Source organism: Cellulomonas pakistanensis (assembly GCF_016862755.1).
GTDB lineage: Bacteria > Actinomycetota > Actinomycetes > Actinomycetales > Cellulomonadaceae > Cellulomonas > Cellulomonas pakistanensis.
In genome coordinates this window covers 13,655-26,922 of record NZ_BONO01000024.1, presented here as the reverse complement: position 1 = coordinate 26,922, position 13,268 = coordinate 13,655, and the positions used below count along the sequence as shown (strand labels likewise).

The following is a 13,268-nucleotide window of genomic DNA, read 5'->3' as shown; positions in this document are numbered from 1 at the left end:
CGGGTGACCGTGCGCCGCGTGATGGGGATCGAGACCGAGTACGGCGTGCTGCAGCCCGGCCGCCCGACCGCCAACCCGATGCTCCTGTCCAGCCACGTCGTGGCCGTGCACGCGGCGGCCCGCCAGGGCGGGCGCGCGAAGGCCCGCTGGGACTACGACGACGAGGACCCGCTGCAGGACGCCCGGGGCTTCCACCTGCAGCGGGCGTCGGCGCACCCGTCCCTGCTCACCGACGACCCTGCCCGCCCGGCCCCGTCCGGCGACGCCGCGGCCGACGGCCCGCAGGAGGTCGCCCGGTCGCTCGTCGAGGAGTACGAGGACCCGGGCGCCGCGAACGTCATCCTCACCAACGGCGCCCGGCTGTACGTCGACCACGCGCACCCCGAGTACTCCTCGCCCGAGGTGACGAACCCGCTGGACGCCGTCCGCTGGGACCGTGCGGGCGAGCTCGTCATGCTCGCCTCGGTGCGCGCCCTGGCGTCGAGCCCCGCCCTGCCCGACGTCGCGCTGTACAAGAACAACGTCGACGGCAAGGGCGCCACGTACGGCACCCACGAGAACTTCCTCGTCGAGCGGTCCGTCCCGTTCGCCGACCTCGCGGCGCGTCTGACCCCGTTCCTCGTCACCCGGCAGGTGTTCACCGGCGCCGGCCGCGTCGGCCTCGGCCAGCGCGGCGAGGAGCCCGGCTTCCAGCTCTCCCAGCGGGCCGACTACATGGAGGCGGAGGTCGGCCTCGAGACGACCCTGCGCCGGCCCATCGTCAACACCCGCGACGAGCCGCACGCCGACCCCGACCGCTGGCGGCGGCTGCACGTCATCATCGGCGACGCCAACCAGCTCGAGGTCGCCACGTACCTCAAGCTCGGCACGACGTCGCTCGTCCTGTGGCTGATCGAGCGGGCCGCCGACGGGTCCGCCACGGACCTCGGGGCGGCCCTCGACCGCCTGGCCCTGGCCGACCCGGTCGGCTCCGTGCACGCCGTGAGCCACGACCTGACCCTCACGCGGAAGCTGCACCTCGCCGACGGGCGGCTGCTCACGGCGATCGAGATCCAGCAGGAGTACCTGGCCGCCGTGCGCACCGCCCTCGGCCGGTCCGTCGGCGCGGGCGCGGGCGACGGGCCCGACGCCCAGACCGCCGACGTCCTCGCGCGGTGGGGCTCCCTGCTCGACCGCCTCGCGACCGACCCGGCGTCCTGCGCCCGGGAGGTCGAGTGGCTCGCCAAGATGCGGCTGCTCGAGGGCCTGCGCCGCCGCGACCGGCTCGACTGGGACCACCCGCGCCTCGCCGCCGTCGACCTGCAGTGGTCCGACGTCCGCCCCGAGCGCGGCCTCTACCACCGGCTCCTCGAGGCGGGCGCCGTCGAGCGGCTCGTCGCCGACGACGACGTGCGCGCCGCGGTCACCGCGCCGCCCGAGGACACCCGCGCGTACTTCCGCGGCCGGACCATCGCCCGGTTCGGCGCGCACGTGTCCGCGGCCAGCTGGGACTCCGTGGTGTTCGACGTGCCCGGCGCGCCGACCCTGCAGCGCGTGCCCATGCGCGACCCGCTGCGCGGGACGCGGGCGCACGTCGAGGCCCTGCTGGAGTCCTCGCCGGACGTCGGCAGCCTGCTGGACGCGCTCGGCTCCTGACCGGGCGCGGCGACGCGCCCCGGCCCCACGGGAACCCGCGCCGACCAGGGCCTAGGGTGGTGCCACTGCGGGTCGCCGCCTCGTGCGCGCGGCCCGTGCCCGACTACCGCCGGAGGTGCACATGGCTGGTCAGGAGCGCGCTCGGGACCGTCGCGAGGACGACGAGCCCGTCGACGGGCCCGACGTCGAGCAGGCCACGGCCGCCGCGCAGCAGCGCGACGCCGAGGTCGACGCCCTCCTCGAGGAGATCGACGACGTCCTCGAGACCAACGCGGAGCAGTTCGTGCGCGGGTTCGTGCAGAAGGGCGGGCAGTGACGCGTGCCGACGGACCCGCTGATCCCGGCGGGGCGGCTGCCCGGGGCGTTCACCACCCCCGGGTCGTCGTCCTTCGTCGACTTCCTCGCCCAGCACGCCCCGGACCTGCTCCCCGGGCGGCGCGCCGCGCTGCCGGTCGGTGACGTGAGCCCCTCCGCCGCAGCCCCGCACGCGACGACCATCGTCGCGCTGGCCTTCGCGGGCGGCGTCGTCATGGCCGGCGACCGGCGGGCCACCATGGGCTCGCAGATCGCCTCCCGGGACATCGAGAAGGTGTTCCCGGCCGACGAGTACTCCGCGATCGGCATCGCCGGCACCGCGGGACTCGCCGTCGAGCTCGTCCGGCTGTTCCAGCTCGAGCTCGAGCACTACGAGAAGATCGAGGGCACCCTGCTCTCGCTCGACGGCAAGGCCAACCGCCTCGCCACCATGATCCGCGGCAACCTCGGCCTCGCCCTGCAGGGCCTCGCCGTCGTCCCGCTGTTCGCCGGCTTCGACCTCGACCGCGGCACCGGGCGGATCTTCTCCTACGACGTCACCGGCGGCCGGTACGAGGAGCACCAGCACCACAGCGTCGGGTCGGGCTCCGTCTTCGCGCGCGGCTCGCTCAAGAAGCTCTGGCGGCCGGGGCTCGACACCGACGCTGCCGTGCGGGTCGCCGTCGAGGCGCTCGTCGACGCCGCCGACGACGACTCCGCCACCGGCGGGCCGGACCAGTCCCGGCGGATCTGGCCGGTCGTCGCCACCGTCACCGCCGCGGGCTACCTGCGGGTGCCCCAGGACGACCTCGGCGAGGTGGTGGCCCGCGTGCTGGCCGACCGCGCCGAGGGCCACGCCCGCGCCCGCGCGCACGAGGAGGCCGACCGATGAGCATGCCGTTCTACGTCTCGCCCGAGCAGCTGATGAAGGACCGGGCGGACTACGCGCGCAAGGGCATCGCCCGCGGCCGGTCCGTGGTCGTCCTCGCGTACGAGGACGGCATCGCGTTCGCCACGGAGAACCCGTCCCGCGCCCTGCACAAGGTCTCCGAGATCTACGACCGCATCGCGTTCGCCGCCGTCGGCAAGTACAACGAGTTCGAGAACCTGCGCGTCGCCGGCGTCCGCTACGCCGACCTGCGCGGCTACTCCTACGACCGGCGGGACGTCAATGCCCGGGGCCTGGCCAACGCCTACGCCCAGACGCTCGGCACCGTGTTCACCACCGAGTCCAAGCCGCTCGAGGTCGAGATCGTCGTCGCCGAGGTCGGCGAGGACGCGGCGACCGACCAGATCTACCGGCTGTCGTACGACGGGTCCGTCGCCGACGAGCGCGGCTTCGTCGTCATGGGCGGCCAGGCCGAGCGGCTGCGCGAGGAGGTGGCCGGCGCGTGGGTGCCGGACATGCCGCTCGCCGACGTGCTCGCGCTCGCCGTGCGCGTGCTCGGCGCGCCCGCCGACGGGGCCGACGAGGACGACCGCCGCGTCATCCCCGCCGCCCAGCTCGAGGTCGCGGTCCTCGACCGCACGCGCCCGCGCCGCGCGTTCCGGCGCCTGTCCGGCGTGGTCCTCGAGGACCTGCTGGGCTCGGCCGCAGCACCCGACCTGCCCTGAGGAGCCGCACCATGGACCGACGGATCTTCGGCCTCGAGACCGAGTACGGCGTCACCTGCGCCGCCGAGGACGGCCGCGGCCTGTCCGCGGACGAGGTCGCGCGTTACCTGTTCCGCAAGGTCGTCGCGTGGGGCCGGTCGTCGAACGTCTTCCTGCGCAACGGGTCGCGCCTCTACCTCGACGTCGGCTCGCACCCGGAGTACGCCACCGCCGAGTGCGACGACTGGCGCCAGCTCGTCACCCACGACCGCGCGGGCGAGCGCATCCTCGAGGGCCTCGTCGCCGACGCCCAGCAGCGGCTCGAGCACGAGGGCCTGTCCGGCCGGATCCACCTGTTCAAGAACAACACCGACTCCGCCGGCAACTCCTACGGCTGCCACGAGAACTACCTCGTGCGCCGGCAGGGCGACTTCGCGCGCCTGTCCGACGTCCTCGTGCCCTTCCTCATCACCCGGCAGATCCTCACCGGTGCCGGCAAGGTCCTCGCCACCCCGCGCGGCGCCGTGTTCTGCCTGTCGCAGCGTGCCGACCACATCTGGGAGTCGGTGTCCTCGGCCACCACCCGGTCGCGGCCGATCATCAACACCCGCGACGAGCCGCACGCCGACGCCGAGCACTACCGCCGGCTGCACGTCATCGTCGGCGACTCCTCGATGTCCGAGACGACGACCATGCTCAAGGTCGGCTCCACCGACCTCGTCCTGCGGCTCGTCGAGGCCGGCCTGCCCATGCGCGACCTCACCCTCGAGAACCCCATCCGGGCCATCCGGGAGATCAGCCACGACGTCACCGGCCAGCACCCCGTGACCCTCGCGACCGGCCGCACCGTCACCGCGATCGACCTCCAGGAGGAGTACCTCGGTCGCGTGCAGGACTTCGTCGCGGGGGAGACCGACGCCGGGCCCGAGCTCAAGCAGGTGCTGGACCTGTGGGAGCGCGGCTTGCGCGCCCTGCGCACCGGCGACCTGTCGCTCGTCGAGCGCGAGCTGGACTGGGTCATCAAGTACCGCCTCATCGAGCGGTACCGCGCCAAGCACGGGCTCGACCTGTCCGACGTCCGCGTCGCGCGCATGGACCTCGCGTACCACGACATCTCGCGCACCGAGGGCCTGTACAACCTGCTCGCCCAGCGCGGGCTCGTCGAGCGCGTGACGACCGACGTCGAGGTCTTCGAGGCCACCTCCGTGCCGCCGCAGACCACCCGCGCCAAGCTGCGCGGCGAGTTCGTCCAGGCCGCGCAGGAGGCCCGGCGGGACTACACCGTCGACTGGGTGCACCTCAAGCTCAACGACCAGGCCCAGCGCACCGTGCTGTGCAAGGACCCCTTCCGGAACGTCGACGACCGGGTGGAGCGGCTCATCGAGTCCATGTGAGGCGAGCGGGCCACCGCGTCCGCCCCGGGTCTTCACCGGACGCGCGTCCGGGGCGCCCCGCCGGGACCCGTACAGTGGGCGCGCACCTTGCTGGACGCTCGGAAGGAACGACGTGCGACGACTCGTGGCCGCGTGCGCCGCCGCGGCGATGCTGCTGCTGGCGGCCTGCTCGACGCAGGACCCGGAGCCGCCGGAGGTCGTCGTCACCGGCGAGGCCGGCACCGCGCCGACCGTCACCTACCGCACCCCGCTCCAGGTCGCCGAGCCGCTCAACGAGGTCGTGTGGCCGGGCAGCGGGCCCGACCTCGTCGAGGGTCGGCCCGTCCTGCTCGACTTCTGGCTCGAGGACGCCTCCGACGCGTCCCTCGTCAAGGAGTCCTACTCGTCCAGCCCCACGCCGCGGCTGCTCACCGAGGAGGACCTCGGCAAGGACCTGTACGCCGCGCTGTCCGGGCAGAAGGTCGGCGCGCGGCTGCTGCAGATCAGCCCGGCGTCCGACGCCAGCGCGTCGTCCTACCCCACCGTCACCGTGCTGGACGTCCTGCCCGTCCGGGCCGCCGGCGAGCCCGTCGCCCCGCGCGAGGGCATGCCCGCCGTGACCCTCGACGACGACGGCGCGCCCTCCCTCGCCCCGACCGGCACCGAGCCGCCGTCCGACCTCGTCGTCCAGCCGCTGCTGCGCGGCACCGGGGACCAGGTCGCCGAGGGCGACGTCATCACCGTGCAGTACACCGGCTTCGTCTGGGCCACCGGCGAGCCCTTCGACTCCACCTGGACGAGCGGCAGCCCCACCACCTTCCCGCTCAGCGACGTGCCCGCCTGGTCCGAGGCCCTCGTCGAGCAGGCCGTCGGGAGCCAGGTCATGGTCGTCGTCCCGCCGTCCTACGCCCTCGGCGCCACCCAGAGCGAGGAGCTCCAGGGGCAGACCATCGTCTTCGTCATCGACCTGCTGGCCACCCGCGCACCCGCGGACCCGGCCGCCGACCCGAGCGCCACCGCCGCGCCGGAAGGGGAGTGAGCGTGTCCGTCGCCCTGCGGGTCATCCCGTGCCTGGACGTCGACGCGGGCCGCGTCGTCAAGGGCGTCAACTTCGAGAACCTGCGCGACGCCGGCGACCCCGTCGAGCTCGCCCGGCGGTACGACGCCGAGGGCGCCGACGAGGTTACCTTCCTCGACGTCTCCGCGTCCTCGGGTGACCGCGAGACCACCTACGACGTCGTGCGGCGCACCGCCGAGGAGGTCTTCGTGCCGCTCACCGTCGGCGGCGGCGTCCGGTCGGCCGACGACGTCGACCGGCTGCTGCGCGCCGGCGCGGACAAGGTGGGCGTCAACACCGCCGCCATCGCGCGGCCCGAGCTCATCGCCGAGATCGCCCAGCGGTTCGGCAGCCAGGTCCTCACCCTGTCCGTCGACGCCCGGCGCGTCACCGGCGACACCCGCACCGACTCCGGCTACGAGGTCACCACCCACGGCGGGCGCCGGGGCACCGGGATCGACGCCGTCGCGTGGGCCGTGCGAGCAGCCGAGCTCGGGGCGGGGGAGATCCTGCTGAACAGCATGGACGCCGACGGCACCGAGGCCGGGTTCGACCTCGCGATGCTCCGCGACGTCCGGCGCGAGGTGCGCATCCCGCTCATCGCCTCGGGCGGCGCGGGCACCGTCGAGCACTTCGCCGACGCCGCGTCCGCTGGAGCCGACGCCGTCCTCGCCGCGAGCGTGTTCCACTTCGGGCAGCTCACCGTCGGGCAGGTCAAGGACCACCTGCGGGCGGCGGGGCACACCGTCCGCTGACGGGTGCGCCGCGCGTGGCGCGGACGCCTGGCGTCGCCGTTCCGGGAAGCGCGCGTCCTGATCGCCCGCGCCGCGCGGGTGCGTCTGCCAGGCTCGGCGAATGCGGGACACCGACATCTCGACCAGGCGGCTGCGGATCAACCTCGTCGCAGCGCCGGTCCTCGCGATCGGCGGGGGCTACCTGGGCGTGGTCGCCGCGCAGGAGGGGCGGACGGTCGGCGTCGCCGTCGCGGCCCTCCAGGTCACTCTCGGCGTCTACCTGCTCGTGTGGTCGCTCCGGCAGCTGCGGCGGCGCCGGCGGCGCGACGGCCGGTGAGGTGCGGCCCTGCGCCCCGGCACGGCACGATGGTCCGATGCAGCGCATCGGACTGACCGGGGGGATCGCGGCCGGCAAGTCGGTCGCGGCGGAACGCCTCGCCGCGCGCGGGGCGGTGCTCATCGACTACGACGTCCTGTCGCGCGAGGCGGTCGCGCCGGGATCCGCCGGGCTCGCCGCCGTCGTGGACGCGTTCGGCGAGAGCGTGCTCCTGCCCGACGGGAGCCTGGACCGGCCCGCGCTCGGCGCGGTGGTGTTCGCCGACGCGGGCGCCCGCGAGCGGCTGAACGGCATCGTGCACCCGGTCGTCCGTCGGCTGGCCGCCGAGCGGGAGGCCGCGGCGGCCGCCGCCGACGCGGGGGCGGTCGTCGTCCACGACGTGCCGCTGCTCGTGGAGACCGGACGCGCAGAGTCGTTCCACCTGGTCGTGGTCGTGCACGCCCCCGCCGTCCTGCGCGTCGAGCGGCTGGTGCGGACGCGGGGGCTCGACCGGGCCGAGGCCGAGCGGCGCATCGCCGCGCAGGCGGGGGACGACGAACGGCTCGCCGTCGCCGACGTCGTGCTCGACGGCTCGGGTGACCCCGAGGAGCTGCGGCGGCAGGTCGACGCGCTGTGGGACCGGCTGGCCGCGGAGCGGCACGACGAGCAGGAGGTGGACGCCCCGTGACCGGAGGCGCTGTGCAGGTGGACGCGACGAGTGGCGGTGCGGGAGCTGAGCGCGCCGAGCGCGGCGGTGGCGCGCCGGGTGGTGGCGCGGTACCGACGGTGCTCCTGACCGGGTTCGAGCCGTTCGAGCAGCAGGAGGTCAACGCCTCGTGGGCTGCCGTGCGCGCGGTGGCGGACTCGTGGGACCAGGCCGCCGAGGGCGCGGCGCTGGTGACCGCGCTGCTGCCGGTGTCCTTCGCCCGCGCGCCTCGCCGTCTCGCCGAGCTGCTGCTCGACGTGCGGCCGTCCCTCGTCGTGGCGGTCGGCGAGGCGGGCGGGCGCGCGAACGTCTCCGTGGAGCGCGTCGCGGTCAACGTCCAGGACGCACGCATCCCGGACGAGGACGGCGCCCAGCCCGTCGACGTCCCGGTCGTCCCGGGGGGCGACGCCGCGCACTTCTCGAGCCTGCCGATCAAGGCGTGCCTCGCGGCGCTGCGCGAGGCCGGGGTGCCGGGGGAGGTGTCCAACACGGCGGGGACCTTCGTGTGCAACACGATCGCCTACGCCCTGGCGGACCAGCTCGCCGCAGGGCACGCCCCTGGCGCGCGCGGCGGCTTCGTGCACGTGCCGCGGCTGCCCGAGCAGGTGCCGGCGAGGGCGGCGTCGCTGGGGGTCGAGGGCGCGGCGGAGGGGCTGAGGGCGGTGCTGCGCGCGGCGCTGCGGACGACGGAGGACGTCACCCTGGCGGCGGGCACGCTGTCCTGACCGGCGTGCGCCGGCCTCCCGGTCGGCCAGCACACCGCGGGTCGCTCCGCGGTCCCACCGGGCCGCAGCCACGCTAGTACGGGGGCAGTGCCGGCCTCGGGGTCGGGGCCGACGCTCCGGTGAGGTGGACGGCGGGTTCCTCGGTCCCGGCGCGCACCCGGAAGCTGTGGCCGCTCGGCGTCCGCCAGACGAACTCGCCGGCGGTGGGCTGGCGCACGCGCAGGATCCCGGCGGTCTTGAGCCGGTGGTGGGTGCGGCACAGCGGCCCGAGGTTGTGCGCGCAGGTGGTGCCGAGCGGCCGCGGCGGGGAGCCCTCGGGCGGTGGGTGGTACTCGATGGTGTGGTCGAGGTCGCAGCGCGTGGCGGGCACGGGGCACCCCGGCGCGGTGCAGTACTTGTCACGGTGCCGGACGTGGTCGGCGAGGGCCGCCGGCGGGCGGTAGGTGGTGCGCCCGACGTCGAGCACGGTCCCCGAGAGCGGGTCGGTGACGATCCGCCGCCACGTCGAGCCGAGGTCCAGGGCCATGGCGCGGGCCTGCTGGGCGTCGACGGGTCCGTACCCGGCGAGGTCCGCGGGCTCGTCGTCGGCACCCATCAGGGTCGCGAGGGACACGGTCACGTGCACGACGGTGCGCGGAGCGCTCGACCACGGGTGGCCCGGCTCACCGGGTACGGACTCGGCCGGCGCCGCGGGCCCGGGCGGACCGGCGGCGGCGCGGTCGTGCGCGTCGACACCGCCGGGAGACCCGGGCGCGTCACCGGCGGCCGACCCCGGCGCGTCCGCCGTCGGCACCGATCGAGTCTCGACCGGGCCAGCGGCCCGACCCAGCGCGCCGTCGGTCGGCAGCCCGAACGGCCCGACCTGCTCGTGCGCCCCGCCGCGCCGCGACGGCAGCACCGTGCCGTCGTGCGCGACCAGGTGCTCAGACCTCCCCAGCATCCGGTCCACGAGCTCGTCGGCTCGCAGCTGGTCGAGCGTGCGTGCGTCTCCGGCCTCCCGGGACCGGCGCGCGAGCGCGTCCAGGACGCCGTCCACCTGCACGGCCTCGGCCGCCGGGAGCACGGCCCAGATCCCGGCCATCCCGTCCTGGAGGACCTTCGGCCGGGAGACGGCCCGGCAGGACCGCGCGGTGCGGTGCCGGTCGGCGGCGCCGTCCGGGTCGACGTGGTTCAGCGCGCGCGCGACGTCGGTGCGGACCTGGGCCACGGACCGGCCGGCGGCCCGGGGGAGGACCTCGGCCTCGACCGCGGCGGCCACGTGCGCGGGCTCGTCGCCGGCGCCCCGCACGAGGGCCCTCGCCTTGGCGGGCTCGATGCGCCCGTCGGCCAGCGCCGCGCCGGTCTCCGCGAGGGGTCCGGCGTACGCCGTGCCCTCGCGGATGAGCAGCTTCGCCTCGGCCGGCGGGACGAGCAGCCGCGCGGAGAGCTCGGCGGCGGCGACGTCGGCGTGCACGAACGCGGTGCCCTCGGGCAGGGACCGGCACACCGCGGCCAGGTCGGGGTGGTGCATGTCGGGGTGCCGGGCGAGGGCGGCGGCCGCGGCGGTCTCGATGGCGTGCCCGAGCGCGACGATGCGCCGCCCCTGGGCCGCGACCTCGCTCAGCTCGTACGAGGGCAGCGCGGCGAGGTCCAGCTGCTCCAGCTCGGCCAGGAGGGCGGCGCCGGCGGGCATCGCGTCCAGCCGCTCCCCGAGGCCCGCACCCGCACCCGCGCCCAAGCCCGGCGCATCGAACCCGCCCGCGCGACCCCCACCGCCCGCGTCACCGGCAGCACCGACCGCGACACCTCGGGTGTCGTCGTCGGCGCGCTCCAGCGGGTCATCGGGCATGCGGCGACCCTAGGGACGCCCACCGCCACCGCGGCCGGACCGCACATCCGTCCTGGGGACGACGCACCGCCCGACGCCTGTGGAGGACTCGCCGCCCGCCCGCCGGGCCGCACGCACCGCCGCTCCCGCCACGCCCTCGGCGAACCCCCACCCCCGGCCGGGGCGCGTGTCAGACCCGCGTCGTACGGTGGACGCATGCGTCCCGTGACCGACCTGCAGCGCACCGTCGCCCCTTTCGAGGTGGTGTCCGAGTTCCAGCCCTCCGGCGACCAGCCGCAGGCGATCGCCGAGCTCGCCCAGCGCATCCAGGCGGGGGAGAAGGACGTGACGCTGCTGGGCGCCACCGGTACCGGAAAGTCGGCGACGACGGCCTGGCTGATCGAGAAGCTCCAGCGCCCGACGTTGGTCATGGCGCCGAACAAGACCCTCGCCGCCCAGCTGGCCAACGAGTTCCGCGAGCTGCTGCCGAACAACGCGGTCGAGTACTTCGTCTCGTACTACGACTACTACCAGCCCGAGGCGTACATCGCCCAGACGGACACGTACATCGAGAAGGACTCGTCGATCAACGACGAGGTCGAGCGCCTCCGGCACTCCGCGACGTCCTCGCTGCTCACGCGCCGCGACGTGGTCGTGGTCGCCTCGGTGTCCTGCATCTACGGCCTCGGCACGCCGCAGGAGTACGTCGACCGCATGGTCACGCTGGACGTCGGCGACCAGGTGGACCGGGACGCCCTGCTGCGCCAGTTCGTGTCGATGCAGTACTCCCGCAACGACATGGCGTTCACCCGTGGCACGTTCCGGGTCCGCGGCGACACCGTGGAGATCATCCCGGTGTACGAGGAGCTCGCGATCCGCATCGAGTTCTTCGGCGACGAGATCGAGGCCATCCAGACGCTGCACCCGCTGACGGGCGAGGTCGTCCGCAACGAGCAGCAGGTGCATGTGTTCCCGGCCACGCACTACGTCGCCGGCCCGGAGCGCATGGAGCGCGCGATCAACGGCATCGAGCACGAGCTCGAGGAGCGGCTCAAGGACCTGGAGCGCGCGAACAAGCTGCTCGAGGCCCAGCGCCTGCGCATGCGCACGACCTACGACATCGAGATGATGCGCCAGATCGGATCCTGCTCCGGCATCGAGAACTACTCCCGGCACATCGACGGCCGGGCGCCCGGCACGGCGCCGAACACGCTGCTCGACTACTTCCCCGAGGACTTCCTGCTCGTCATCGACGAGTCGCACGTGACGGTCCCGCAGATCGGCGCGATGTTCGAGGGCGACATGTCCCGCAAGCGCAACCTGGTCGACTTCGGCTTCCGGCTGCCCAGCGCGATGGACAACCGCCCGCTCCGCTGGGAGGAGTTCGTCGAGCGCATCGGCCAGACGGTGTACCTGTCGGCGACGCCCGGCGACTACGAGCTGGCGATGTCCGACGGCGTGGTCGAGCAGATCATCCGCCCGACCGGCCTGGTCGACCCCGAGGTCGTCGTGAAGCCGACGAAGGGCCAGATCGACGACCTGCTGGAGGAGATCCGCCTCCGCGTCGAGAAGGACGAGCGCGTCCTGGTCACGACGCTGACCAAGAAGATGGCCGAGGACCTGACGGACTACTTCCTGGAGAAGGGCGTCCGGGTGCGGTACCTGCACTCGGAGGTCGACACGCTCCGCCGCGTCGAGCTGCTCCGCGAGCTGCGCATGGGCGAGTACGACGTCCTGGTCGGCATCAACCTGCTCCGCGAGGGCCTGGACCTGCCCGAGGTGTCGCTGGTCGCGATCCTCGACGCCGACAAGGAGGGCTTCCTCCGCTCGGGCAAGTCGCTGATCCAGACGATCGGCCGCGCGGCCCGCAACGTGTCGGGCCAGGTGCACATGTACGCGGACAAGATCACGCCCGCGATGCAGCTCGCCCTGGACGAGACGGACCGCCGCCGCGAGAAGCAGATCGCCTACAACACGGAGCGCGGCATCGACCCGCAGCCGCTGCGCAAGAAGATCGGCGACATCACCGACCTGCTGGCGCGCGAGGACGCGGACACGGCGGAGCTGCTCGGCGGCGCCGGCCGGCAGGCCAGCCGCGGGAAGGCCCCGGTGCCCGGGCTGGGCTCGAAGGCCGGACCGCCGACGGAGCGCACGAAGCTGGCGGGGGCCGCGGCGGGCGAGCTCGCCGGGCTCATCCAGGAGCTCACGGACCAGATGCACGTGGCGGCGGGCGAGCTCCAGTTCGAGCTCGCGGCACGCCTCCGTGACGAGATCTCCGGCCTGAAGAAGGAGCTCCGGCAGATGCACGCCGCGACGGCCTGACCAGGCCGCTCGCCCCCGACCGGGCCACCGCGCCACGACCCGCACGACGACCGACGACCGACGACCGACGACCGACGACCGGAGGCTCGCATGGCGCTCGAGGTGCAGGTGGTGTTCGACGCGGGCTCGCCCCGCGCGCTGGGGACGTTCTGGGCGCTCGCCCTCGGGTACGTCGAGGAGCCGCCACCCGCGGGGTTCGACGACTGGGACGCCGCGCTGGACGCGTGGGGCATCGGCCCGGAGGACCGCGACATGGCGTACGCGCTCGTCGACCCGCAGGGCGCGGGCCCCCGCGTCTTCTTCCAGCGGGTGCCCGAGGGGAAGACGGCGAAGAACCGCGTGCACCTCGACGTGCGCTACTCGGACGCGCAGGGCGTCGACCGGGAGGACCGCGCGGCCAAGCTCGCCGCCGCGCGCCGGCACGCCGAGACGCTGGTCGCCGCCGGCGGGCGGGTGCTGAACGAGGTCGACGACCCGCGCGAGGGCGCCTGGGTGGTCATGGCCGACCCCGAGGGGAACGAGTTCTGCGTGACCTGACCCGCCCGCGAGACGGCTCCCACGCCTGCCGCGCCGGGCCGGCGAGACGGGCGTCACACCGGGCGGGTGCGCCGCCGTCCGGTGCGACCAGGACCCATGTCCTATGCTGGCGCACGCAGTGGAGGGGAGTATCCCGACACGACGCCCCCGTCATCACGGTCGTCGACGA

Annotated in this window: 13 protein-coding genes; 12 read left to right on the top strand and 1 reads right to left on the bottom strand. The window is 74.6% G+C overall.

The annotated features are described in order from the left end of the window. The first annotated feature begins 3 nt into the window (after positions 1 to 3). The 10 genes from dop (at position 4) to pcp (ending at position 8,433) form a co-directional block, all read left to right on the top strand. Complete coding sequence (gene dop / locus Cpa01nite_RS14700) at positions 4 to 1,635, top strand: depupylase/deamidase Dop (RefSeq protein ID WP_275406257.1); 1,632 nt, start codon at positions 4 to 6, stop codon at positions 1,633 to 1,635. 121 nt (positions 1,636 to 1,756) lie between these two features. Beyond that, the gene (locus Cpa01nite_RS14695) at positions 1,757 to 1,951 is read left to right on the top strand and encodes a ubiquitin-like protein Pup (protein ID WP_146837158.1); all 195 of its coding nucleotides are present in this window, start codon (positions 1,757 to 1,759) and stop codon (positions 1,949 to 1,951) included. A gap of 3 nt (positions 1,952 to 1,954) precedes the next feature. Beyond that, complete coding sequence (gene prcB / locus Cpa01nite_RS14690; RefSeq protein ID WP_373307436.1) at positions 1,955 to 2,821, top strand: proteasome subunit beta; 867 nt, start codon at positions 1,955 to 1,957, stop codon at positions 2,819 to 2,821. Then, positions 2,818 to 3,543, top strand: a complete 726-nt coding sequence (prcA, locus tag Cpa01nite_RS14685) for a proteasome subunit alpha (protein WP_203669503.1) — start codon at positions 2,818 to 2,820, stop codon at positions 3,541 to 3,543. Before prcB ends, prcA begins: the two co-directional genes overlap by 4 nt. Positions 3,544 to 3,554: 11 nt before the next feature. After that, the gene (gene pafA, locus Cpa01nite_RS14680; protein WP_203669502.1) at positions 3,555 to 4,916 is read left to right on the top strand and encodes a Pup--protein ligase; all 1,362 of its coding nucleotides are present in this window, start codon (positions 3,555 to 3,557) and stop codon (positions 4,914 to 4,916) included. 112 nt (positions 4,917 to 5,028) lie between these two features. Continuing rightward, complete coding sequence (locus tag Cpa01nite_RS14675; protein ID WP_203669501.1) at positions 5,029 to 5,934, top strand: FKBP-type peptidyl-prolyl cis-trans isomerase; 906 nt, start codon at positions 5,029 to 5,031, stop codon at positions 5,932 to 5,934. A gap of 2 nt (positions 5,935 to 5,936) precedes the next feature. Next, positions 5,937 to 6,707 carry an imidazole glycerol phosphate synthase subunit HisF gene (gene hisF, locus Cpa01nite_RS14670; protein ID WP_203669500.1) on the top strand — a complete coding sequence of 257 codons (771 nt, stop codon included), beginning with the start codon at positions 5,937 to 5,939 and terminating at the stop codon, positions 6,705 to 6,707. 100 nt (positions 6,708 to 6,807) lie between these two features. Beyond that, entirely contained in the window at positions 6,808 to 7,023 is a 216-nt protein-coding gene (locus Cpa01nite_RS14665; RefSeq protein WP_203669499.1) for a hypothetical protein, read from the top strand. A gap of 37 nt (positions 7,024 to 7,060) precedes the next feature. Further along, positions 7,061 to 7,690: a dephospho-CoA kinase gene (gene coaE / locus Cpa01nite_RS14660; RefSeq protein WP_203669498.1), complete on the top strand. Its 630-nt coding sequence runs from the start codon at positions 7,061 to 7,063 to the stop codon at positions 7,688 to 7,690. Beyond that, positions 7,687 to 8,433: a pyroglutamyl-peptidase I gene (gene pcp / locus Cpa01nite_RS14655; protein WP_239068808.1), complete on the top strand. Its 747-nt coding sequence runs from the start codon at positions 7,687 to 7,689 to the stop codon at positions 8,431 to 8,433. The genes coaE and pcp overlap by 4 nt, the downstream gene beginning before the upstream one ends. Before the next feature lie 73 nt (positions 8,434 to 8,506). Here the strand turns inward: pcp and Cpa01nite_RS14650 are convergent, their stop codons facing one another. Beyond that, positions 8,507 to 10,261 carry an HNH endonuclease signature motif containing protein gene (locus Cpa01nite_RS14650; RefSeq protein ID WP_203669497.1) on the bottom strand — a complete coding sequence of 585 codons (1,755 nt, stop codon included), beginning with the start codon at positions 10,259 to 10,261 and terminating at the stop codon, positions 8,507 to 8,509. 195 nt (positions 10,262 to 10,456) lie between these two features. Between Cpa01nite_RS14650 and uvrB the strand changes: the two genes are divergently transcribed. Both uvrB and Cpa01nite_RS14640 read left to right on the top strand, forming a co-directional pair. Next, the gene (uvrB, locus tag Cpa01nite_RS14645) at positions 10,457 to 12,562 is read left to right on the top strand and encodes an excinuclease ABC subunit UvrB (RefSeq protein ID WP_203669496.1); all 2,106 of its coding nucleotides are present in this window, start codon (positions 10,457 to 10,459) and stop codon (positions 12,560 to 12,562) included. Between the two features lie 90 nt (positions 12,563 to 12,652). Further along, positions 12,653 to 13,099, top strand: coding sequence for a VOC family protein (locus Cpa01nite_RS14640; RefSeq protein WP_203669495.1), 447 nt, complete (start codon positions 12,653 to 12,655; stop codon positions 13,097 to 13,099). The last annotated feature ends 169 nt before the right edge of the window (positions 13,100 to 13,268 follow it).

Bases quoted from the DNA above. Each gene is read 5' to 3' on its own strand.
- Cpa01nite_RS14695 (WP_146837158.1), top strand. From the start codon at position 1,757: ATGGCTGGTCAGGAGCGCGCTCGGGACCGTCGCGAGGACGACGAGCCC.
- prcA (WP_203669503.1), top strand. From the start codon at position 2,818: ATGAGCATGCCGTTCTACGTCTCGCCCGAGCAGCTGATGAAGGACCGG.
- pafA (WP_203669502.1), top strand. From the start codon at position 3,555: ATGGACCGACGGATCTTCGGCCTCGAGACCGAGTACGGCGTCACCTGC.
- Cpa01nite_RS14665 (WP_203669499.1), top strand. From the start codon at position 6,808: ATGCGGGACACCGACATCTCGACCAGGCGGCTGCGGATCAACCTCGTC.
- coaE (WP_203669498.1), top strand. From the start codon at position 7,061: ATGCAGCGCATCGGACTGACCGGGGGGATCGCGGCCGGCAAGTCGGTC.
- Cpa01nite_RS14650 (WP_203669497.1), bottom strand. From the start codon at position 10,261: ATGCCCGATGACCCGCTGGAGCGCGCCGACGACGACACCCGAGGTGTC.
- uvrB (WP_203669496.1), top strand. From the start codon at position 10,457: ATGCGTCCCGTGACCGACCTGCAGCGCACCGTCGCCCCTTTCGAGGTG.
- Cpa01nite_RS14640 (WP_203669495.1), top strand. From the start codon at position 12,653: ATGGCGCTCGAGGTGCAGGTGGTGTTCGACGCGGGCTCGCCCCGCGCG.